The organism is Actinomyces weissii (assembly GCF_016598775.1).
Lineage (GTDB): Bacteria > Actinomycetota > Actinomycetes > Actinomycetales > Actinomycetaceae > Actinomyces > Actinomyces weissii.
The window spans coordinates 263872-281269 of sequence record NZ_CP066802.1; the positions used below are offsets into that span (position 1 = coordinate 263872).

General features: G+C 69.5%; 12 protein-coding genes. 5 read left to right on the forward strand and 7 right to left on the reverse strand.

What is annotated here, in order from left to right; genetic code table 11:
* The first annotated feature begins 71 nt into the window (after positions 1–71).
* Both JG540_RS01120 and JG540_RS01125 read left to right on the forward strand, forming a co-directional pair.
* Entirely contained in the window at positions 72–1835 is a 1764-nt protein-coding gene (locus tag JG540_RS01120) for an ABC transporter ATP-binding protein/permease (RefSeq protein ID WP_200276202.1), read from the forward strand.
* Between the two features lie 3 nt (positions 1836–1838).
* Positions 1839–3818: an amino acid ABC transporter ATP-binding/permease protein gene (locus tag JG540_RS01125; protein ID WP_200276204.1), complete on the forward strand. Its 1980-nt coding sequence runs from the start codon at positions 1839–1841 to the stop codon at positions 3816–3818.
* Positions 3819–4211: 393 nt separating this feature from the next.
* Here JG540_RS01125 and JG540_RS01130 read toward each other — a convergent pair whose 3' ends face one another.
* Complete coding sequence (locus JG540_RS01130) at positions 4212–5129, reverse strand: cation diffusion facilitator family transporter (RefSeq protein WP_200276206.1); 918 nt, start codon at positions 5127–5129, stop codon at positions 4212–4214.
* Positions 5130–5683: 554 nt separating this feature from the next.
* On the opposite strand from JG540_RS01130, the gene JG540_RS01135 reads away from it, so the two are divergent.
* The gene (locus JG540_RS01135) at positions 5684–6478 is read left to right on the forward strand and encodes a trimeric intracellular cation channel family protein (protein ID WP_234042929.1); all 795 of its coding nucleotides are present in this window, start codon (positions 5684–5686) and stop codon (positions 6476–6478) included.
* 256 nt (positions 6479–6734) lie between these two features.
* Here the strand turns inward: JG540_RS01135 and JG540_RS01140 are convergent, their stop codons facing one another.
* The 6 genes from JG540_RS01140 to JG540_RS01165 form a co-directional block, all read right to left on the reverse strand.
* Positions 6735–7049 carry a YtxH domain-containing protein gene (locus tag JG540_RS01140; RefSeq protein WP_200276210.1) on the reverse strand — a complete coding sequence of 105 codons (315 nt, stop codon included), beginning with the start codon at positions 7047–7049 and terminating at the stop codon, positions 6735–6737.
* Positions 7050–7265: 216 nt separating this feature from the next.
* Positions 7266–7754 (reverse strand): hypothetical protein, encoded by a 489-nt coding sequence (locus JG540_RS01145; RefSeq protein WP_200276212.1) that lies wholly within the window; start codon positions 7752–7754, stop codon positions 7266–7268.
* Positions 7755–7795: 41 nt separating this feature from the next.
* Entirely contained in the window at positions 7796–11800 is a 4005-nt protein-coding gene (gene eccCa, locus JG540_RS01150) for a type VII secretion protein EccCa (protein WP_200276214.1), read from the reverse strand.
* A complete protein-coding gene (locus JG540_RS01155; protein WP_200276216.1) occupies positions 11797–12657 on the reverse strand; it encodes a hypothetical protein in 861 nt (286 codons plus the stop codon). Before JG540_RS01155 ends, eccCa begins: the two co-directional genes overlap by 4 nt.
* A complete protein-coding gene (locus tag JG540_RS01160) occupies positions 12657–13982 on the reverse strand; it encodes an EsaB/YukD family protein (protein ID WP_200276218.1) in 1326 nt (441 codons plus the stop codon). The genes JG540_RS01155 and JG540_RS01160 overlap by 1 nt, the downstream gene beginning before the upstream one ends.
* Positions 13983–14239: 257 nt before the next feature.
* Positions 14240–15304, reverse strand: coding sequence for a DUF6177 family protein (locus JG540_RS01165; RefSeq protein WP_200276220.1), 1065 nt, complete (start codon positions 15302–15304; stop codon positions 14240–14242).
* A gap of 1405 nt (positions 15305–16709) precedes the next feature.
* Between JG540_RS01165 and JG540_RS01170 the strand changes: the two genes are divergently transcribed.
* Both JG540_RS01170 and JG540_RS01175 read left to right on the forward strand, forming a co-directional pair.
* The gene (locus JG540_RS01170) at positions 16710–17045 is read left to right on the forward strand and encodes a hypothetical protein (RefSeq protein WP_200276222.1); all 336 of its coding nucleotides are present in this window, start codon (positions 16710–16712) and stop codon (positions 17043–17045) included.
* Positions 17046–17084: 39 nt separating this feature from the next.
* The gene (locus JG540_RS01175) at positions 17085–17396 is read left to right on the forward strand and encodes a pore-forming ESAT-6 family protein (RefSeq protein WP_234042843.1); all 312 of its coding nucleotides are present in this window, start codon (positions 17085–17087) and stop codon (positions 17394–17396) included.
* Positions 17397–17398 lie beyond the last annotated feature (2 nt).

Below are 17398 nucleotides of genomic sequence, written 5' to 3' on the forward strand. Positions count from 1 at the left end.
CCGGACACACAGGTTAGGCATACCTTCCTAGTTGTGTGGGAGCAGCGCACACGCAGACAGACCGAGGTGAGATGAGCACGCAGGCACCGTCCCGCCCAGACCAGCCGGACCCCAAGCCCCCAGTCGGCACCCCCGCCGGAAGGACCGCGAACGCCGCCTCCTTCACCCTGGGCGTCCTCAGCTCCCTGGCCCAGGCCTGGACCCTCATAAGCGTCGGCCGCGCCCTAGGCGCCCTGGCTCCCACCCTCACCGGTGCGGGCACCACCCCCGGCCCCGTAGGGACCTACCTGGTACAGGCCCTGGTCGCCGCCCTGCTGGCCGCCCTCACCCAGGTGGGGGTAGAGACCGTCTCCCGCGCCTCCGCCACCAGCGAGGAGGCCCACCTGCGCCGTCGGGTCCTCAGCCACCTGCTGGACCTGGGGCCCGCGCGCGCCACCCACCTGCGCTCCGGCTCCACCGTCTCCCTGCTCACCGACGGCGCCGAGCGCGTGGCCCTCTACCGCCAGACCTTCCTGGCCCCCACCCTCGCCTCCGTGCTCGCCCCCGCCTTCGTGCTGGTGCTGCTGGCTGTGGCCGTCGACCCGCTGCCCTCCCTGGTGCTCGGGGCCGCCGTGGTGCTGGTGCCCGCCTTCATCACCTTCTTCCACAAGCACTCCCGCCGCTCCTCCGCCCGCTCCCGCCGCCAGCGAGCGCGCCTGGCCGGGGCCTACCTCGACGCCATACAGGGCCTGACCACCCTCACCCTGGCCCGCGCCGCCCACCGTACCGCCGTCGACCTGCGGCAGGCCGGTGAGGACAACCGCCGCGCCGTCATGGGGCTGCTGGCCGGGAACCAGCGCGTCATCTTCCTGACCGACTCCCTGTTCTCCCTGTTCTTCGTCACCGCCGCCGCCACGCTGGCCCTGGCCCGCCTGGCCGCCGGGGCGATCGACCTGGGCGGGGCGCTGGCCCTGGTGCTCACCTCCTTCGTGCTGCTTGAGCCCCTGGATCGGGTGGGGGCCTTCTTCTACGTGGGCATGGGAGGGATGGCCAACCAGCGGGCGATCCGCCAGGTGCTGGCCACCCAGCGCCCCCAAGGCGACCCCGAGACCGCCCCGGACAGGCAGCCTGCGGCCACCAGCGGCGGGCCCGGCGACGGCGTCGGCAGCCCCGCCCCCGCGGCCGAGACCGCGGAGCACCCCCTGAGACTGCAGCAGGTGACCGCCGCCTGGGAGGAGGGCCGCCCCGTGCTCAGCGGCGTCAGCCTGCAGCTGGAACCCGGCCAGAAGGTAGCGCTGGTGGGCCCCTCCGGCGCGGGCAAGTCCACCCTCATGTCCCTGGTGGGCGGCGACCTGCTGCCCGCCGCCGGCAGCGTCCACGTGGCCGGCACCCCCCTGACCGCCGCCACCCAGGACGCCGTCAGGGCCGCCAGCGCCCTGGTGGCCCAGAGCACCTGGCTGTTCTGCGGGAGCATCGCCGACAACCTGCGAGTCGCCAACCCCCAGGCCACCACCGAGCAGCTGTGGCAGGCGCTCGCGGACGCCAACCTGGCCGAGGAGGTCCGCCTCATGCCCGAGGGGCTGGACACCGTGGTGGGCGAGATGGGTATGGGGCTGTCCGGCGGGCAGGCCCAGCGCGTCTCCCTGGCCCGCGCCTTCCTGGCCGACCGGCCCCTGCTGCTGCTGGACGAGCCCACCAGCCAGGTGGACCTGGCCGGGGAGGCCCAGATCCTCCAGGCCCTAGAACGCCTCTCCCAAGGGCGCACCGTGCTCACCGTCTCCCACCGCCAAGGCGCGGTCGACGGCGCGGACCGGGTGCTGCGGGTAGCGGACGGACGAGTCGAGGAGGTGGCCTGAGCCATGCGGAACCCTGCCAGCACCGCGAGCCCTGCCAGCACTGCCAGCCCCGTTAGCCCTGCCAGCACTACCGTTAGCCCTGCCAGCGCTACCGTTAGCCCTGCCAGCACCGACGGCGTCGTTGGTCCGGACAGCCCTGCCCCCACCCGGCGTGAGCTGATCTCCTGGCTCCTGCGGGTGACCCGCCCGGTCCTGCCCCCGCTGGCCGCCTCCACCCTGTGCCGTATCGCCGACCTGCTGGCGGGCGTGGGCCTGTTCGCCCTAGGGGCCTACGCCGCCGTCGCCACCGCCAGCGCCCTGGCCAGCGGCACCCCCGCCCCCTCCCTGCGGCAGGTGGTGGTGACCATGGTGGGGCTCAGCCTGGCCAAGGCCCTGCTGCGCTACGGCGAGCAGTTCCTGGGGCACTTCGTGGCCTTCAAGGCCCTGGAGCTGTTGCGCGCCGAGATCTTCCAGGCGCTCATCCCGCGCGCCCCCAAGGTCATGGCCACCTCCCGCTCCGGCGACCTGCTGGCCCGTGCCACCAAGGACGTGGACCGGATCGAGGTGTTCTTCGCCCACACCTTCGCCCCCATGGTCTCCGCCGTCGTGGTGCCCAGCGTGGTGCTGGTCGCCGTGGGGCTGGGCACCTCCTGGACCGTGGCCGGGGCTGCCCTGCCCTTCCTGCTGCTGGCCCTCCTGGTGGCGCCGCTGGCAGGCTGGGGCGCCGCCCTGGGCTCCTCCCGCGCCACCGCCGCGGCCCGCGCCGAGCTCACCAGCCACGTCACTGACACGATCCAGGGCATGAGCGAGGTCGTCGGCTACGGCCGCACCGCCGAGCGCCTGGCGGCCACCGCCCAGCTCGACGACGCCGTCGCCGCCGCCTTCCGTCCCGCCAGCCTGGCCGCCTCCCTGCGGCGTGGGGCTATCGCCCTGCTGGTGCTGGCCGGGCCGGTAGCGATGCTGGCTGCCGGGGCCCCCGCCGTCACCGCAGGGACGGTCTCTCTGGCCCCGCTGGCCGCCGCCGTGGCCGCCGTCGTGCGGCTGACCGAGTGCGTGCGGGGCGTGGAGGAGTTCGCCTCCTACCTCAACAACTCCTTTGCCTCGGCGGAGCGGGTCTACGCGGTGGTGCACGGGCCGGTGGAGGTCGTGGACGGCCGGACCGAGCTCCCCGCCCGCGCCGCGCCGTCGGTGCAGGACCGGGACGGCGGGCTGGCTGAGGGCGGCAGGTTGGCTGAGGGCGGCAGGCAGGCGGGACCTGAGCTGAGCTGGGAGGAGGTCACCTACTCCTACCCCGGCACCAGCGCGCAGGCTCTGCGTGGCGTGAGCCTGCGGGCCCAAGGAGGCCGGTGGACCAGCCTGGTGGGGGTCTCCGGCTCCGGCAAGACGACCCTGGCCCAGCTGGCCCTGCGCTTTGACGACCCCAGCTCCGGGACCGTGCGGGTGGGTGGCTACGACCTGCGCGGGCTGACCGCCGACTCCCTGCGCCGCGAGGTGCACCTGGTCTCCCAGCGTGCCCACCTGTTCCGGGCCAGTATCGCGCAGAACCTGCGGCTGGCCGCCCCCCAGGCCACCGACGAGGAGCTGGAGGCCGCCTGCCGCACCGCCGGCATCCACGACGACGTCATGGCCATGGAGCAGGGCTACCAGACCACCGTGGGCGAGCGGGGCGCCTCCCTGTCAGGTGGGCAGCGGCAGCGCCTGGCCCTGGCCCGCGGCCTGCTGGCCGAGCCCAGCGTGCTGGTGCTCGACGAGTTCACCTCCCACCTGGACCCGGCCCTGGAGGCGCGGGTGCGCGAGGGTGTGCAGCAGTGGGCCCGGCAGCGGGCGGTCACGGTCCTGGAGATAACCCACCGTCTGCGCTGGATCGAGCGGGCCGACCACGTGGTGGTCCTGGACGCCGGTGCCGTGGTGCAGGAGGGGGAGCCTGCGGGGCTGCTGGCGGTGGACGGGCCGCTGCGGCGCCTGGCCGCCCGCGAGGGGCTGGAGGCGGAGGCCCTGGTCTAGAGGGAAGCCTGGTCTAGGGGCTGGTTGGACTGGGGCTGGAGCCTTCATGGGGCGGTGTGGCGCCGTCGGGATGCCTGGGCGTGCCCGTCCCGTCCTGACTTGTGCATTTCGGCGCGAGTGGTGCGGTATTCCGGCACCACTCGCGCCGAAATGCACAAGTGGAGGTGCAGGGGTGCCCGGCGCACGGGGGGCGTCCCAGGGAGGGGCGGCCCGCCGTCGTCGGGATGCCTGGGCGGGATGTGGCAGCGGCCTGAGGCTGGGGAGTTGGGGTGCTGAGGTGCTTGCGCGGGGCTGTGCGGCGCCGTCGGGTGCTCTGGCGGGACTTATCCACAGGAACTTAGGTGGACCTTACCGAACTCGCGGTACATATGTCCCGGTCTCGCGGAGACTGGGTTAGACGTCGGTCTGGTCCTCGTAGCTCTTGGGGTCCTCGATAGGCTCCAGGTGCGCGGACACCCGCAGGTCCGGGTCCACCGCCACCAGCTCGTCGATCAGCGCCTCCGTGTAGTCGTGCCCCTTCTTGACGCTCCAGCTGCCGGGCACCAGCACGTGCAGCTCCGCGAAACGGCGGTTCCCGGCCTCACGCACCCGCACCGCGTGGAAGTCCGTCACCCCCTCCCGCTGGTGACGGACCAGGACGGCCCGTATACGCGCCAAGGACTCCTGGGAGGGGGCGATGTCCATCAGCCCGGACACCGAGTCCCGCATCAGCGTGAACCCCACCCACATGATGTTCAGTCCCGCGCCCAGCGCCACCACCGCGTCCAGCACCGGGTAGCGGAACACCGCCACCAAGGCCACCCCCAGCAGCACCGCCGCCGAGGTGAGCACGTCCGTGGACAGGTGCTTGGCGTCCGCCACCAAGGCGGTCGAGCCCTCCGCCGTGCCACGCCGGTACAGGACCCAGGCCACCACCCCGTTGACCGCCGAGGCCACCAGGGAGATCAGCAGACCCACCCCCAGCTGCTCCGGCATGGACGGGCTGATGATCCGCTGCACCGCCGTCAGGATGATGAACACCGCCGCCACGAAGATCATCACCCCCTCAACCACCGCCGAGAAGTACTCGGCCTTGGAGTGGCCGAAGTGGTGGTCGTCGTCTGCAGGCTTGATAGAGATCCGCAGCACCACCAGGGCCACCACCGCCGCCACCAGGTTCACCAGTGACTCCGCGGCGTCAGAGAGCAGACCCACCGAGCCCGTCAGCCAGGCGGCCACACCCTTGAGGCTGATCGTCAGCACGGCGGCACCGATAGACAGCCACGCATAGGCAGACAGGTCCTTAGGCGGGGTGTAACGAGGTGAGCTCACTGGGCGATTCTCGTAGCAGGGGTGCTGCCGGACAAGGCTGGTCAGCAAAACCGGCCCCTGGCGGTGGGGTGGCCGGTTGCCTGGGCGGTGAAGGGGCGTTGCTGCGGAACTGCGAGCGGGCGTCGCTGCGGAACTGTTCCCCTGGGTGGCGACGCCGGGGCGGGACGGTGCGCGGGGCCGGCTCCCCAGAGGGGCGTAGACCGCCGCACGGGGCGGCCAGCGCGAGCAGCCGCTGGGAGAGCGTGTGCCTCCCAGGCTGCGGTGCTGTACAGCCAGGACCAGCTTGCTGCCCAGGACCGCAGGCAGGCTCCCCAGCGGGTGGGGGTTTCCGCTACTGTGGCGCCAGCCCGCCCGACTGGGGCCTGCTCCGGCACCTGCCCGGCTGGCCCGCAGGGGCGGGGATGCCCACTCCCAGGGTGCAGGCAGGTCAGACACACCCACAGCCGGGCCACGGCACGCCGTCGTCCCAGCCGCTGGGGGCCGCCTGCCGCTGCCCGCACCACCGCCCTGTGCCCGCTGGAGAACGCCCGCCGTCAGGAGGAGACGCCGTGACGCTGCCCGACACCCTGCCCGAGGTGTTCCGCGTGGTGGACCTGTCCGGGGTGCTGCTCAACGGCATCCTGGGTGGGCTGATCGCCCGCCGCAAGAACTTCGACGTCGTCGGTTTCGTGGTGCTGGCGATCCTGACCGCCACCGCAGGCGGGATCCTGCGGGACGTGATGATCCAGGCCGGGCCGCCCTTCGCGCTCACCGACCCCTACTACCTCTACGCCGCCTGCGTGGGGGCGCTGGTGGCCTGGTTCGCCCGCTTCGAGTCGCGCCCGGCCCGCCGGCTGCTGGTGGTCGCCGACGCCGTGGTGCTGGGCACCTGGGCGGCCACCGGTGCCTACAAGGCATTGAACGCGGGCCTGGGCGTGATGCCCGCCCTGCTGCTGGGCTGTATCACCGCCGTGGGGGGATCCATGATCCGCGACGTGTCCGTGGGGGAGACGCCAGCGGTCTTCGGCGGCAACAAGCTCTATGCCATACCGGCCTTCTGTGCGGCCGCCACCCAGGTGGCGGTGGTGCGTCTCGGGGGGAACGCCGACCTGGCGCTGCTGGCCGCCACCTGCGTGGGGGCGAGCCTGTGCCTGCTGGCGTACTGGCGCTCCTGGAAGCTGCCCGTGGTCTCTGACCGGGAGCGGCGGCGCATGGAGCGGCAGGTGTCCGAGGTGGTCGGCGCTGGTCGTCTGGGGGTGCTGCGGCGACGGCGCCCCAGGGTCGGGGTGGTGCCACCGCCTGCGCCTGGGGCTGGGGTGGTGCCACCAGCGCTGGTCGCAGAGGGTGAGGCCGGGCCTGGTGCCGAGTGAGCCGCTTCCGTCCCCCGGGGCTGTGCAGGCGCGCGAGGCCGGGCCTGGTGCCGGGTGGGCCGCTGCGGGGTGCGGGGAGGTCAGGTATAGGTCGTTCCAGCAGTGGAGGAGCGGGCTCAGAACCAGCCTGGCCGTCGGGGCCAGCAGTGCTGGGCCGCTGAGGTTCCGGGGGCGTGGCGCCGTCGTCGTCCGACGAAGGACCCTGTGCTGTCTGAACAGCCGGCTCCGGCGCCAGCTCCTGGCCCCAGGGAAAGGGTCAGCCGAGGGGCCGCAGCGTGCCCTCACCGGCGTCCACGGTGCTGCTCCGGCCTGCTGCCTTGGAGGTGTCCTCGCGTGAGCCGAAGAGACGGTCCTTGACGGCGTCGGCGACCTTGTCGGTCACGGCCTCGCCCTGCTTGCGCACGGCTGCGGAGACCTTGGCCTGGGCGGCGTCCACGCGCTCCCGGACGGCCGGGTTCTCGGCGACGTGCGCGGCGGCGGCCTTGAGGCGCTCGTACTGGGCGCGTCCGGCGCGGGTGCCCAGGACGTAGCCTGCGCCGAGCCCGAGGATGAAGGGAATCTTGCTGGCCATGGGTGGTCTCCTGCACTGTGGGAGTTTTTGGGTGTGGTGACAGCCTACGGTGTGGCCGACCTGATCAGGCACCCGGGCGGCACGTCTCCGCGCCAGGCGAAGTTTACTGACGGCTCTTCGATCTCCGAAGCCTGCGCACGCGCCTGCGGCCTCTCAGCCTCTCTCCAGCAACGCCGCAAGGTCTGACGGTGCGGCGCCGCGCGGTCGGCGTCGTCGCTAATCCGCAGGGTTCCTCTCCTCCGGGTGGCGGGCGTAGTACGTCTCCACGTTCTGGTCCATCCAGGCGTCGTCGGCGCACCAGCGGCCGTCCTCGCCCCTGTACCAGGGCCAGGGCTCAGGCAGTGGCACCACCCTCCCGGCCTCCACCGCGAATCCGTTGCACATGCGCGCCACATCCGCGACGATCTGCACCCACATGTCATAGAGCTCGCCGTGCGGCACGAAGCACTGCGTCATGATGCAGGGGACCCACTCGGCAGGCGGGCGCACACCGACCACCCGCTCCACCTCCCGACCGTCAATGACGATCATCGGGTGAGGCACCTCCAAAGCCGGGCGTTCTGGCCGCTCGTGCGGCACCAGCCCGAAGAGCGACTCATCCAGCGCCGGACTGATAGTGAACTTGGGGGTGCGCACGATCGTGGTCCCCAGGAACATGTTCACCTCAGGGACGTCGGGAGAGACGATTGTGATTACGCGGGGCACGGCTGCTCCTCTGCTTGGCTGCTTCAGGGGTGGTTCAAGGTCTAGCTGCTGGCTGGGTTCTGGTCACTGAAATGCGCGACCTGGCAGAGCCGGGGGCGTCTGCCTCGGCGGATCCACCACCCGCGCCCGGGCTTTAGGTGCTCCGGCCGCATGCCGAACACATTGCCTTCCGAGCGGTCACCGTCCATGAGCAGGCAGGTCCCGCCGGTGTCTCGCAGTGCCTGGAAGGTCGAGTCGAACATGGCGCTTGCGCTTCCGGCAACAGGCCGCGAGAGGACCACGTTGAGGTTGAGGTCGCGGGCGGACGGCAAGTAGGGCAGCACCGGCGTAAGGATGCCAGTGCCACCAGCCGAGAGGATCTCGTAGTCGTCCACAACCAGGACGATCCGTGGCCCCTCAACTGGCTTGCCCTCTGCCAGGGCCTCGGCCCGTTTGGCAAGCTCGGAGCCGATAGCGGTGGACAGGCCCAGAGCGGTGTTCGAGGAAGTCGCGTGCCCACCCAGGTAGGCGTCCGGGCAGGCGGAGACCGTGTTACGGCGCACGTCGTAGAGCCCGATGACCAGCTCCTCCGGGGTGTGACGTTCAATCAGCTGCTCGATCACGCCACGCAGCACCGTGGTCTTCCCGCACCCGGGGTCGCCCAGCACGATCAGGTGGGTGTCTAAGGCCTGTGGGTCCATGGCAATCGGCTGCATGGTGTCCTGGAACAGGCCCAGTGGCAGACGGTCCGGCATCTCCTCGCCGTCCGGCAAGGTGGCGGGGTCGAGAACCTCAGGCAGCAGGCGGACTTCAGCTGGCGAGGCCCCAACCCAGGTCTTGCTGACGCCTTTAGCCAGCGCTTCGACGGCGGGGCCTATCGCGGTCGTCTCTTCATCCAGCATCGGCAGGGCCACGTGTGCGAAGAGCTTGTCCGGGCACAGGACACGCCCGGGCGTGTCCGCGCGCAGCGTCTGGGAGAGCTTGCGGGCGATCATGGAGTCAGTTGGGTCGTTGAGGCGCAGCTCGAGGCGGGTACCCACCAGCGGCTGCTGCGCCATGCGCAGGTCATTGTTGCGGGACAAAGTGGTCACCAGGTGTACGCCCAGGCCGCCGCCGCGGCGCAGTACCTCATCGACCAGGTCCTCCAGCTCGGAGAAGTCGGCGCGCAACAGGCCCAGACCGTCGATCAGCAGGACCACGTCCGCACTGGCCAGCTCAGGGATCCGCCCCTGGGCGTGGAACTCGCGCAGCATCTCCAGGGAGTCGATGCGGTAGCGGGACATGACCTCTTCCCGCTGCGTCAGCATGGCCACCGTCTCCTCCAGCACACGGCGCATCCGTTCCCTGTCACCCCTGGTGGCTACGCCACCCACGTTCGGAAGGTCAGCGATGCGTGAGAGCCCACCACCGGTCGCGTCCACCCCGTAGAAGGCCAGGCGGCTGGGGGAGATGGTCAGGGCCGCGGCAGCTGTCAGGGTCCACAGGAAGGTGGTGCGGCCGGACTGGGGCGCGCCCAGGATTGATACGTGCCCACCGCCGACGGTCAGGTCAAGCTCCCACTGCTCCTGTCGCTGGTGGGAGGGGTCATCAACCAGACCGATTGGTACCCGCAGCCCCTCGCTGTAACGGTCCCGGTGTGGTGCGGACAGTGTGGTTGGGCCACCAGCGAGGTCACTGCCGAACATGCCCGGCAGGGTCAGGCGCCTAGGCAGCGGCTCAAGCCAGACTGGTTGCGGGCGGGCAGCGGCCTGGGCGAGCTGCTCGGAGACGACGTCGATCACCGTGCGTCGCACTGTGTGGCCTGCGGGCACGGCCTCCTCGCCAGACGGGGCCTGAGGGGCGGCGTCGAGTCCGTTGTGCACGGGCAGGAGCAGGGGCTCCTTCAGCTCTATGTCGTCTGGGAGCGAGTCGTTTGAGAGCTCGTCTGCGGGGCAGGAGACGAACCCGGAACGGAAGCGGGTGAAGATGCTGGTGTCCACCTTCAGGAACCCGTAGCCCGGCGCCGCCGGGAGGTTGAAGGCGTCCCCGGAGCCGATCACCGTTGAGGACTCCGCCTCGGTGAAGGTGCGCAGGCAGATGCGGTAGGACAGGTAGGTGTCCAGGCCCCGCAGCTTGCCGCCCTCGATGCGCTGGCTGGACAGGAGCAGGTGCACGCCGATCGACCGTCCGATGCGCCCGATGGTCAGCAGCAGGTCCACGAAGTCTGGACTCGCAGTGAGCAGCTCACCGAACTCGTCGATGATGATGAACAGGTGGGGCATCGGCGCGAGGCGCGGGTTCTTCTCACGCAGCCGCCGGTAGTGCGTGATGTCAGGGGAGGAGCCAGCGTCACGCAGCTGCTTCTGACGGCGCACCACCTCCCCCGCGATGGAGGCGCGGGCCCGCTCCACCAGGCCGGCGTCCTCAGCCAGGTTGTCCATCAGGCCGACGACGTGAGGCAGGTTGGTGAACGGTGCGAAGGCGGCGCCGCCCTTGTAGTCCACGAGGATCATGGTGAGGTCCTCGGGGCCGTGCGTGGTGGCCAGGTCGGTGACGAGGGTACGCAGCAGCTCGGACTTGCCCGAGCCGGTGGCGCCCACGCACAAGCCGTGGGGGCCCATGCCTAGCTGGGCGGCCTCTTTGAGGTCCAGGAGCAGGGGGTGGCCGTCGTCGTCGGAGCCGATTGGGACCCGCAGGAAGTCGCGGGGTGAGCGCGGCGCCCAGGCGCGTTGCACGTCGATCGCGAGTGGGTCCGGCACCCCCAGCAGGTCCTGCAGGGACGTGGAGGTGACAGAGTCATCCATACGCTCCGCAGCCCGCCCCAGGCTGTAGGGCGTGAGGGCACGGCTTATGCCTTCGGTCAGCGCAGGCCCGGCGACGTCTGGGCTGCAGCGCACCAGCGGCCTAGGTCTCGGGCGTTCACCGGGCGCTGGCGGGTCGATGCGCAGGTCCTCCACGTCCACGCTGCCGTCCTCGCGGACGGTTAGGCGCAGGGCGGGGTCGCTGGGCTCGTCAAGCCGGTTGGTGACCAGGTGCAGCTCGGTGACCCCGATGGTCTCGGCGCTGACGTTGTTGTCCGGCAGGGACAGGTACTGCGAGGCGCCCTCGTTCTCGATAACCGCCAGCAGTCGGCAGCCCGTCGGCTTGCTCGGGCGTCCCCCTGTGCTGCGCAAGGCACGAGACGCGATCCGTGAAGCATCCACCAGCTCGGGCCGCAGCACCTCGGAGAGCTCCCGGACGTCAGCAGCGGTGCGGCGCATGGCCACCGGGCCGTCGAAGGCGCCATGAATCCGCAGGTGCGGCAACCGCGAGACACAGTCCCACTCGCCAGCGTTCTTCGGGTCGTAGGCCAGGGCGATGTGCAGGTCCTCGGGGGCGTGCAGCACGGCTGCCTGCATGAGCAGCACGCGGGCCAAGGCCCGAGTGGCCTCCCGGGGGCCGACGACGGAGACTGGCCCCGCACAGTCCAGGTCCAGGGCGTAGGGGGCGTGGGGCAGGATCTGGTGGGCATTAGCGATGACCTGAGCCTGGCCCAGCAGGATCGGGTCCACGTCAGCAGCGTTGACGTCCTTGGCGATCACGGCGAGCGGCTGGGGGAGATCGGCGATACCTAGGCGCAGGTGCAGGAAGTCGACGTCGCTGCGGCGTCGTTCCCAACGGCGTTCAGGGGCGGTGACTAACCGGGCCAGGGCGTTGATGCTCGGATGGGTCCGGGACAGGCCTCGACGCCAGGTGTCCGCCAGCTTGGTGGCGTTCTCGTCAGCCTCCACGAGCTGGTCCATGTACTGCTCACGGCGCTCAGCCTGCGCGCGTACCGTCGCGGCCCGGCGAGAGACCAGGGCCGACAGCATACCGACGGCGGTGACCGCCATCATGACGGCGCCGATCAGGGAGAAGATCGGATTGGTGCGCAGCACCGTCATCATCAGCATGGAGGAACCGGCACCGACCAAGGGCATGAGCATCTGGAACGGAAAGCCTTGCTTAGCCCCCGTCTCCCCAAGTCGTGGGGGCGCCGGGACGGTTATCGGCTCCGGGGCAGGTACAGGTTGAACCACCCTGCCGGGACGGTGCAGGACCTCGATCATGCGCGTACCTCGCTCGCAGCCGCAGCCACGATCGCCGCCGCGAGTCGCGCTATCGCGGCGCCTGTGCGCCTGGAGAGCAGCCCGGGAGCCTTGGTCTGGCTGGCGGTCGTCTGAGCCAGGACAGCGTCGTACGGGACCAGGTGCTCATCTGGTTGGAGCGTGGGCACCAGTACGGGACCAGGCTGCTTGGCCACGACGGCGTGCAGCAGGCGCGGGCGGTGCGGGGAGCGCAGGCTGGGGCCTACGAGGTCAATCTCGGCACGGGCCTCGTGCAGCAGCTTCCGCCCAGACTCGACCTCGCCCCTGCTAGCAGGGCTGACCAGCACGATCGCGTGGACCTGTCCAGCGGAGGACACCAGACTCTCCTGGGCCAGCGGACCGGTGTGGGTGGTGACGGTGTCATAGAAGCGGAAGAGCTTGGTGCGGGCGTCGTCCCATGCGGCTGGACGCTCCCGGAACCACTCTGGCAGGCGGAGCTGGCCGAGAAGTCCGTCCTTGCCGGTGCCCACCAGCTCGTGGGCCTCAGTGGCGCTAGCCGGAGTCGCTGCGCCTTCCACCGTGTGCCAGGCGGGGATGCTGGTCTCAGCCTTAGGTGAGGCGTCCAGCAGCAGGCCCGGCAGCTTCCGGCTGCGGGTGAGCATCCCTGCGATCTGCTGGGAGACGGTACGCGAACCGCTGTGCGGAGCTCCTGGGACCACTAGGAAGCGGCACCCTAGGGACACGGGGCGGTTGAGCTGGTCGGCCAGGTCGCTGGTCTCCGTGCGCCAGGAGGGGGCGCCGGTGGCGAGCATGACGGCGGCGTCCAGCCAGGGGCGGGGGACCCGGATTGGTGAGGATGGGCTGGGGCGTGCCGCCATCAGAACAACCTCAAAAGGTGGCTGAAGGTGCCTTGCATGCCGCACAGCAGAGGCAAGGTGGCGACGACGCACAAGGTCTCCAGCCGGTTTCCGATTCGCCTGAGCCTGATGCGGTTCTGGGCTGAAGGCTGGTACAGGCTCACGGCGGCAACTAGAGCCGCTGCAACGACCAGTGCGGCAGCGCGGACGGTCTGGTCCTGCACGAGGCTGCTCAAGGCCAGGACAGCAGGGACGCTGCTGGCCCAGAGCGCGAGTACCTCCAGCCTCAAGGGGTAGGCGCGGGACCGCAGTAAGGTGGCCAGGACTACGGTGACCGCCAGTGCGCGGGCCCAAGTGTTTCCTGACAGTGCCAGGTGGTGGGTGGACCACGCTATGGCGGCCGCGCATGCCAGAGAGGCTGAGGCGACTGTGTCGTGGGAGCGCAGCACGGCCAGATCCACCCTACGGCGAGCAGGAAGCTGGCCTGCCAGAGCCTCGTCGTCGAGCCGAGAGGTGCCGGAAACCAGCAGCGCGAACCAGGGCAGCAGCCCCAGCAGGATCACCACCGCGATCGCGGTAAGCCCAGTGGTCAGCGCAACGTCCTGGGTGACCGACTTCAGGACCGCGCGGAGGATGATTAATCCGCCAGCGGTCAGTGCGCCGTAGAGCCAGGCTTCCCGTCTGACGCCAACGGCTACGCAGCCAGCAGCTATGAGTGCTGCACTTAGTGCCGCGGTGGTGCCTTGCTCCGTATCAGTTCCGGTGGCTAGGGAGTACAGGCTCGGCAGGAGCAGCCCGGTTCCCAGGCACTGCAGGAGGATGCCGCCCCCGCGCAGGGGCCTGGCGTAGCGAGTGCGACCGCTTTCACGCACTGCCAGAGCACCGATGAGGATGACCAGCAGGCCGGGTAGGACCTGCAACCAGGCGGCGGCGTCATGGAGCTGGTCGAAGAGCAGCGTGCGCATGAGGATCGCACCAGATACGAGCAGCAGCGTGCCGGTGCCGATGAGTCGGTCGGAGGGTTTCCACCGCCAGGGGTGGGAGTCGGTGGCGTCAGTGAGTGCACCTGACAGGTCGGAGATCTCTGCTGGTGGAGGTACCTCGTCGTCCGGGAGGAGACGCAGCAGCTCGCCGTCTGGAACCTGCTGGGCGGCCAGGTCCTGCTCCAGGTCAATGATCGTGCCGCCTGGACGGACCAGGCGTAGCGGCGGAAGCTCGTCCCCGTCAGTGACCCCCAACAGCTTCAGGATGTAGGGGTACTGGGTGCCTACGGCCTCATCCGAGGGCATGACGATCTCTGCCCGCCGGTTAGGGGCAGCGATAGTGACTCTGGTGTAAGGGATCATGGCGTGCTTTCGGTTGTTGCCCCTGTGGTCTGGCTGGGAGTCATGCCACCCCTCGTCGCGGGCAGGCGGGTGCTCACGAAGGAGTAGCCCACGCAGGCCGCGCACATGAGGGCAGCTACCACGAGGGAGGCGAGGGCCTTGGGGAAGACCTTGCGGCTGCGGCCAGGCATGGAGCCGCGTTCCAACGCGGACAGGAGGCGCTCGCGGTGGACCCTGGTGGCGTCAAGGACTGCTGAATCCGTGTCACGGGGCACGGCTCAGACCTTCTGGCTCTGGGTCTGGTCCGGTTCGCTTGATGGGCGCAGTATGCGGGTGACTCTGCCGGTGTCGCCTTCAAGCGTCTTGACCAGTGCGGACAGGGCGGACCAGTCTCCTGGGGTGGTGGAGTCCAAGGGCACTAGGACGCCGTGGCGCCTGCCGCGCCCCGTCAGGGAGCCACCGTGCTCGTTGACGATCTTGGCGGGGTCAGCTCCGAGCTGCTTGATACCGGGCGCGCCGATGAGGATCGCCAGAGGGGCGGGTGCCATGCGGATGGTTGTGGGAACTGAGCCGTCCAGGTGTCCGTAGGAGCGGAAGGCCAGGGCGAACTGGGGCTTGAGCTCGGAGCCGACGGCGTCCAGGAAGGCGCAGACGCGGTTGGCCCACTCGCTTTCCGGCAGGCTTGGTAGCGCGAGGTTGACCTCTAGGTACTCCTCGAGCCCGTTGGAGGTGCGGGCCACCTGCATGATCCCAGTGGCTACTGAGCCGTCCTCTGCGTGTCCTGCTAGAGTGAAGAAGGTCTCTGGCATGTTGTTGCGCGCGAGCTTGGTGAGCTCGCGTCGGTCCCAGAACGCGCCGGCTGGCTCGTAGCGTCCCCAGCCGAGCACGGTGTCCTGCGGCATCAGGTGCTGGCACATGAGCTCAGCTGCGCGGCCTAGTAACGTGCCTAGTCGAGCCGGGTGGTAGATGGAGACTGACAGGGTGATCAGCGGTACGTGGGCCTGCGGCTCGAAGCGCCGTTCTGACAGGACGATTCGCGGGTCTTTGGGATTCCGGATGATTGAGTCGATGTCTTGGGACCAGCGGCCGCTGCGCGCGTCACGGTAGCCGGATTCCTCGCGCACCAGCACGTAGCAGCCTGCTGCGTCCGTGACGAGGTCAAACACTGGGGTCATGCGGGCACCGTCTGGGATGGTGAGGACGATCTGCTTCTCAGTGGTGGTGCGAACGTTGTAGATCAGGTCTGACAATCCTTCACTTAGGTAGGCGCAGGGGTCGTCCAGGTTGGTGACCGTGGCTAGGTCGGAGACCTTCATGTCGAAGAACGGGTGCGGGTACGGCATCTGCTACTCCTGCGTCACCTTGAGGGCCATTCCCCCAAGGGTCAATGTGAACGGTGTGAGCACGTCCCACGTGCCGCCAGATGGGCAGAAGGTGGGCGGTGAGCCTGGCACTAAGATCGCGGTGCTGAAGGCAGAGCCAAGGTCGGTGATGGTTGCTCCGCCGTGTGCCGGGCTGAGGATAACGTGGTTCGCTGCGCACTGGCGTCCCAGGTCTGGCACCGCCAGGACTGAGTAGACGCCTCGATCAGGTTGGGGCAGCGGGCCGCGTCCCAGGACGGTGGGTCCGGTGATGACGGCCTCCCATCCGTTGGTGGAGGTGAGCCGCAGGCCGCGTGGTGCTGAGACGCCGTAGACGGTGGTGCGCGCGTTTTCCCTTACCGGCTCCATCACCGCGGTGCTGGAGACTGGCGTCTGAACGGCGTAGTCCTTGGGTGCTTGTTCACCGGACGTTGGGGACGTCGACGGCGCAGGTGAGGCGAGGCCGGGTGGTGCAGGTGCTGCGGTGCCCGTGGGGGGTGGGGTAGGCATTATGCCGTAGACGGGTGCTGCGGGTACTGCGGGTGCTGCCTGAGCGGGTTGAGGGGCGGCCACGCTCGGAGGTGAGGCAGCGGGACGGGGTGGCCAGCTCTCGACGGTGGCCTGCTTGGCGCGACGTCGTCGGCCTCGCGTGCCTTCCTTACTGGCAAGTCGTAGCGCGCGCCGAGTGGTGCGGCGGTCGGGTACGGTGGCCCGGGTCGTCTCCGCTGTTGCGGTGGTGTCCGCGGTCCCCGCCTTGCGTGTGGAAGCCTGTGCGCTAGCAGTTTGGAGCTCCTGCAAGGTGCCCACGCTGGGGTCCGAGCCGCGCCTGGTGGAGTAGACAGTCGCCCCTGCACCGCGACCGCCTCGGAGCACTGCCCGCAGGGCCGCGGGGGAGCCAGGAGGAAGGCCGGCGTCGTCGTCGACGGTTCGCAGCCCCAGGAGCAGTCCGCCTGGACCCCGGCCATGAAGGCAGTGCGCGTAGGGCAGTGCGAGTGCCAGCAAGAGACTCAGTGCGACCAGCGTGAGACGAAGTGCTGCGGGAAGGGTGGGTGCGGCCAGGCTGATGGCGGCTGGGGCGATCAAGGCCGTCAGGTCGATGAGGACGGAGTATGCGACCAGGCCAGACCCTGCCCTTACGCAGGCGGGCCAGGCGTTGGGTTGCTCAGGCAAGGTGAGCCTCCTCAGGGACTGATGCTCAGGCGTGTGTCTCCCGCAGGTCAGGGGCGCGGGTGCGGACATCATAGGCTGGACCTGTTGATCGCGCCTATGAGAGTGATCCCAGGGCAATGGGTACTTCTCGCCTAGTGGAGATCTGACTGTCGGTGGTTATGATTCAGTCGTCTGCCCCGTACCTGGCGGGGCCTGAGCAGTGTGTCGGGAGGCGCGAATGAAGTTCGACATGGGTGCCAGTACTCTGGGTGACCTGACCAAGCAGACCTCTTCGTCAAGCGACGACCTGGGGGCGCAGGTGCGGCAGCTGGCGGTTGCTGGCGAGCCGCTGGAGGGGAAGTTCAACGGCGCTGGCCGCGGTGAGTGGGACAGGTTCAAGTCCCGTGTGGACGAGGTCGCAACGGAGCTCAGCTCCTCCCTGGCAAGCGTCCTCAGTGGCATCGTCGGCATGGACCGGGCCTTCACTCAAGGTGAGCAGGAGATGGTTGACGTGACCCGCGCCGCCGCTTCAAGTGCCGACTTCGACGCGGCACGCTTTGGTAGTCGGGCCTGAGGGCCAAGTTCCACATTACGTCTTTTAGGAGGATCTGCTATGGCTAACAATTCTGAGATGCGTTCATACGACATCGGCGCATCCGAGTCCGCGCAGGCGAACTTTGAGAGTGTGGCTTCTAGGCTAGAGTCGCTGATCTCTCAGCGGGACACTGATGTCCGCAACGCGATGTCGCAGTACCAGGCCGATGGAGTCTCTGACGAGTACCAGGCCAAGGAGGCGCGCTGGAACAAAGCAGCCACGGAGGTTCGCAACATCATCACCACTCTGCGCAGCTCCATGCAGAACACCGATGAGACCGCCTCTACCGCGCTGACTCAGGCCAAGTCTGCCGTCGACCAGATGGGCTGAAG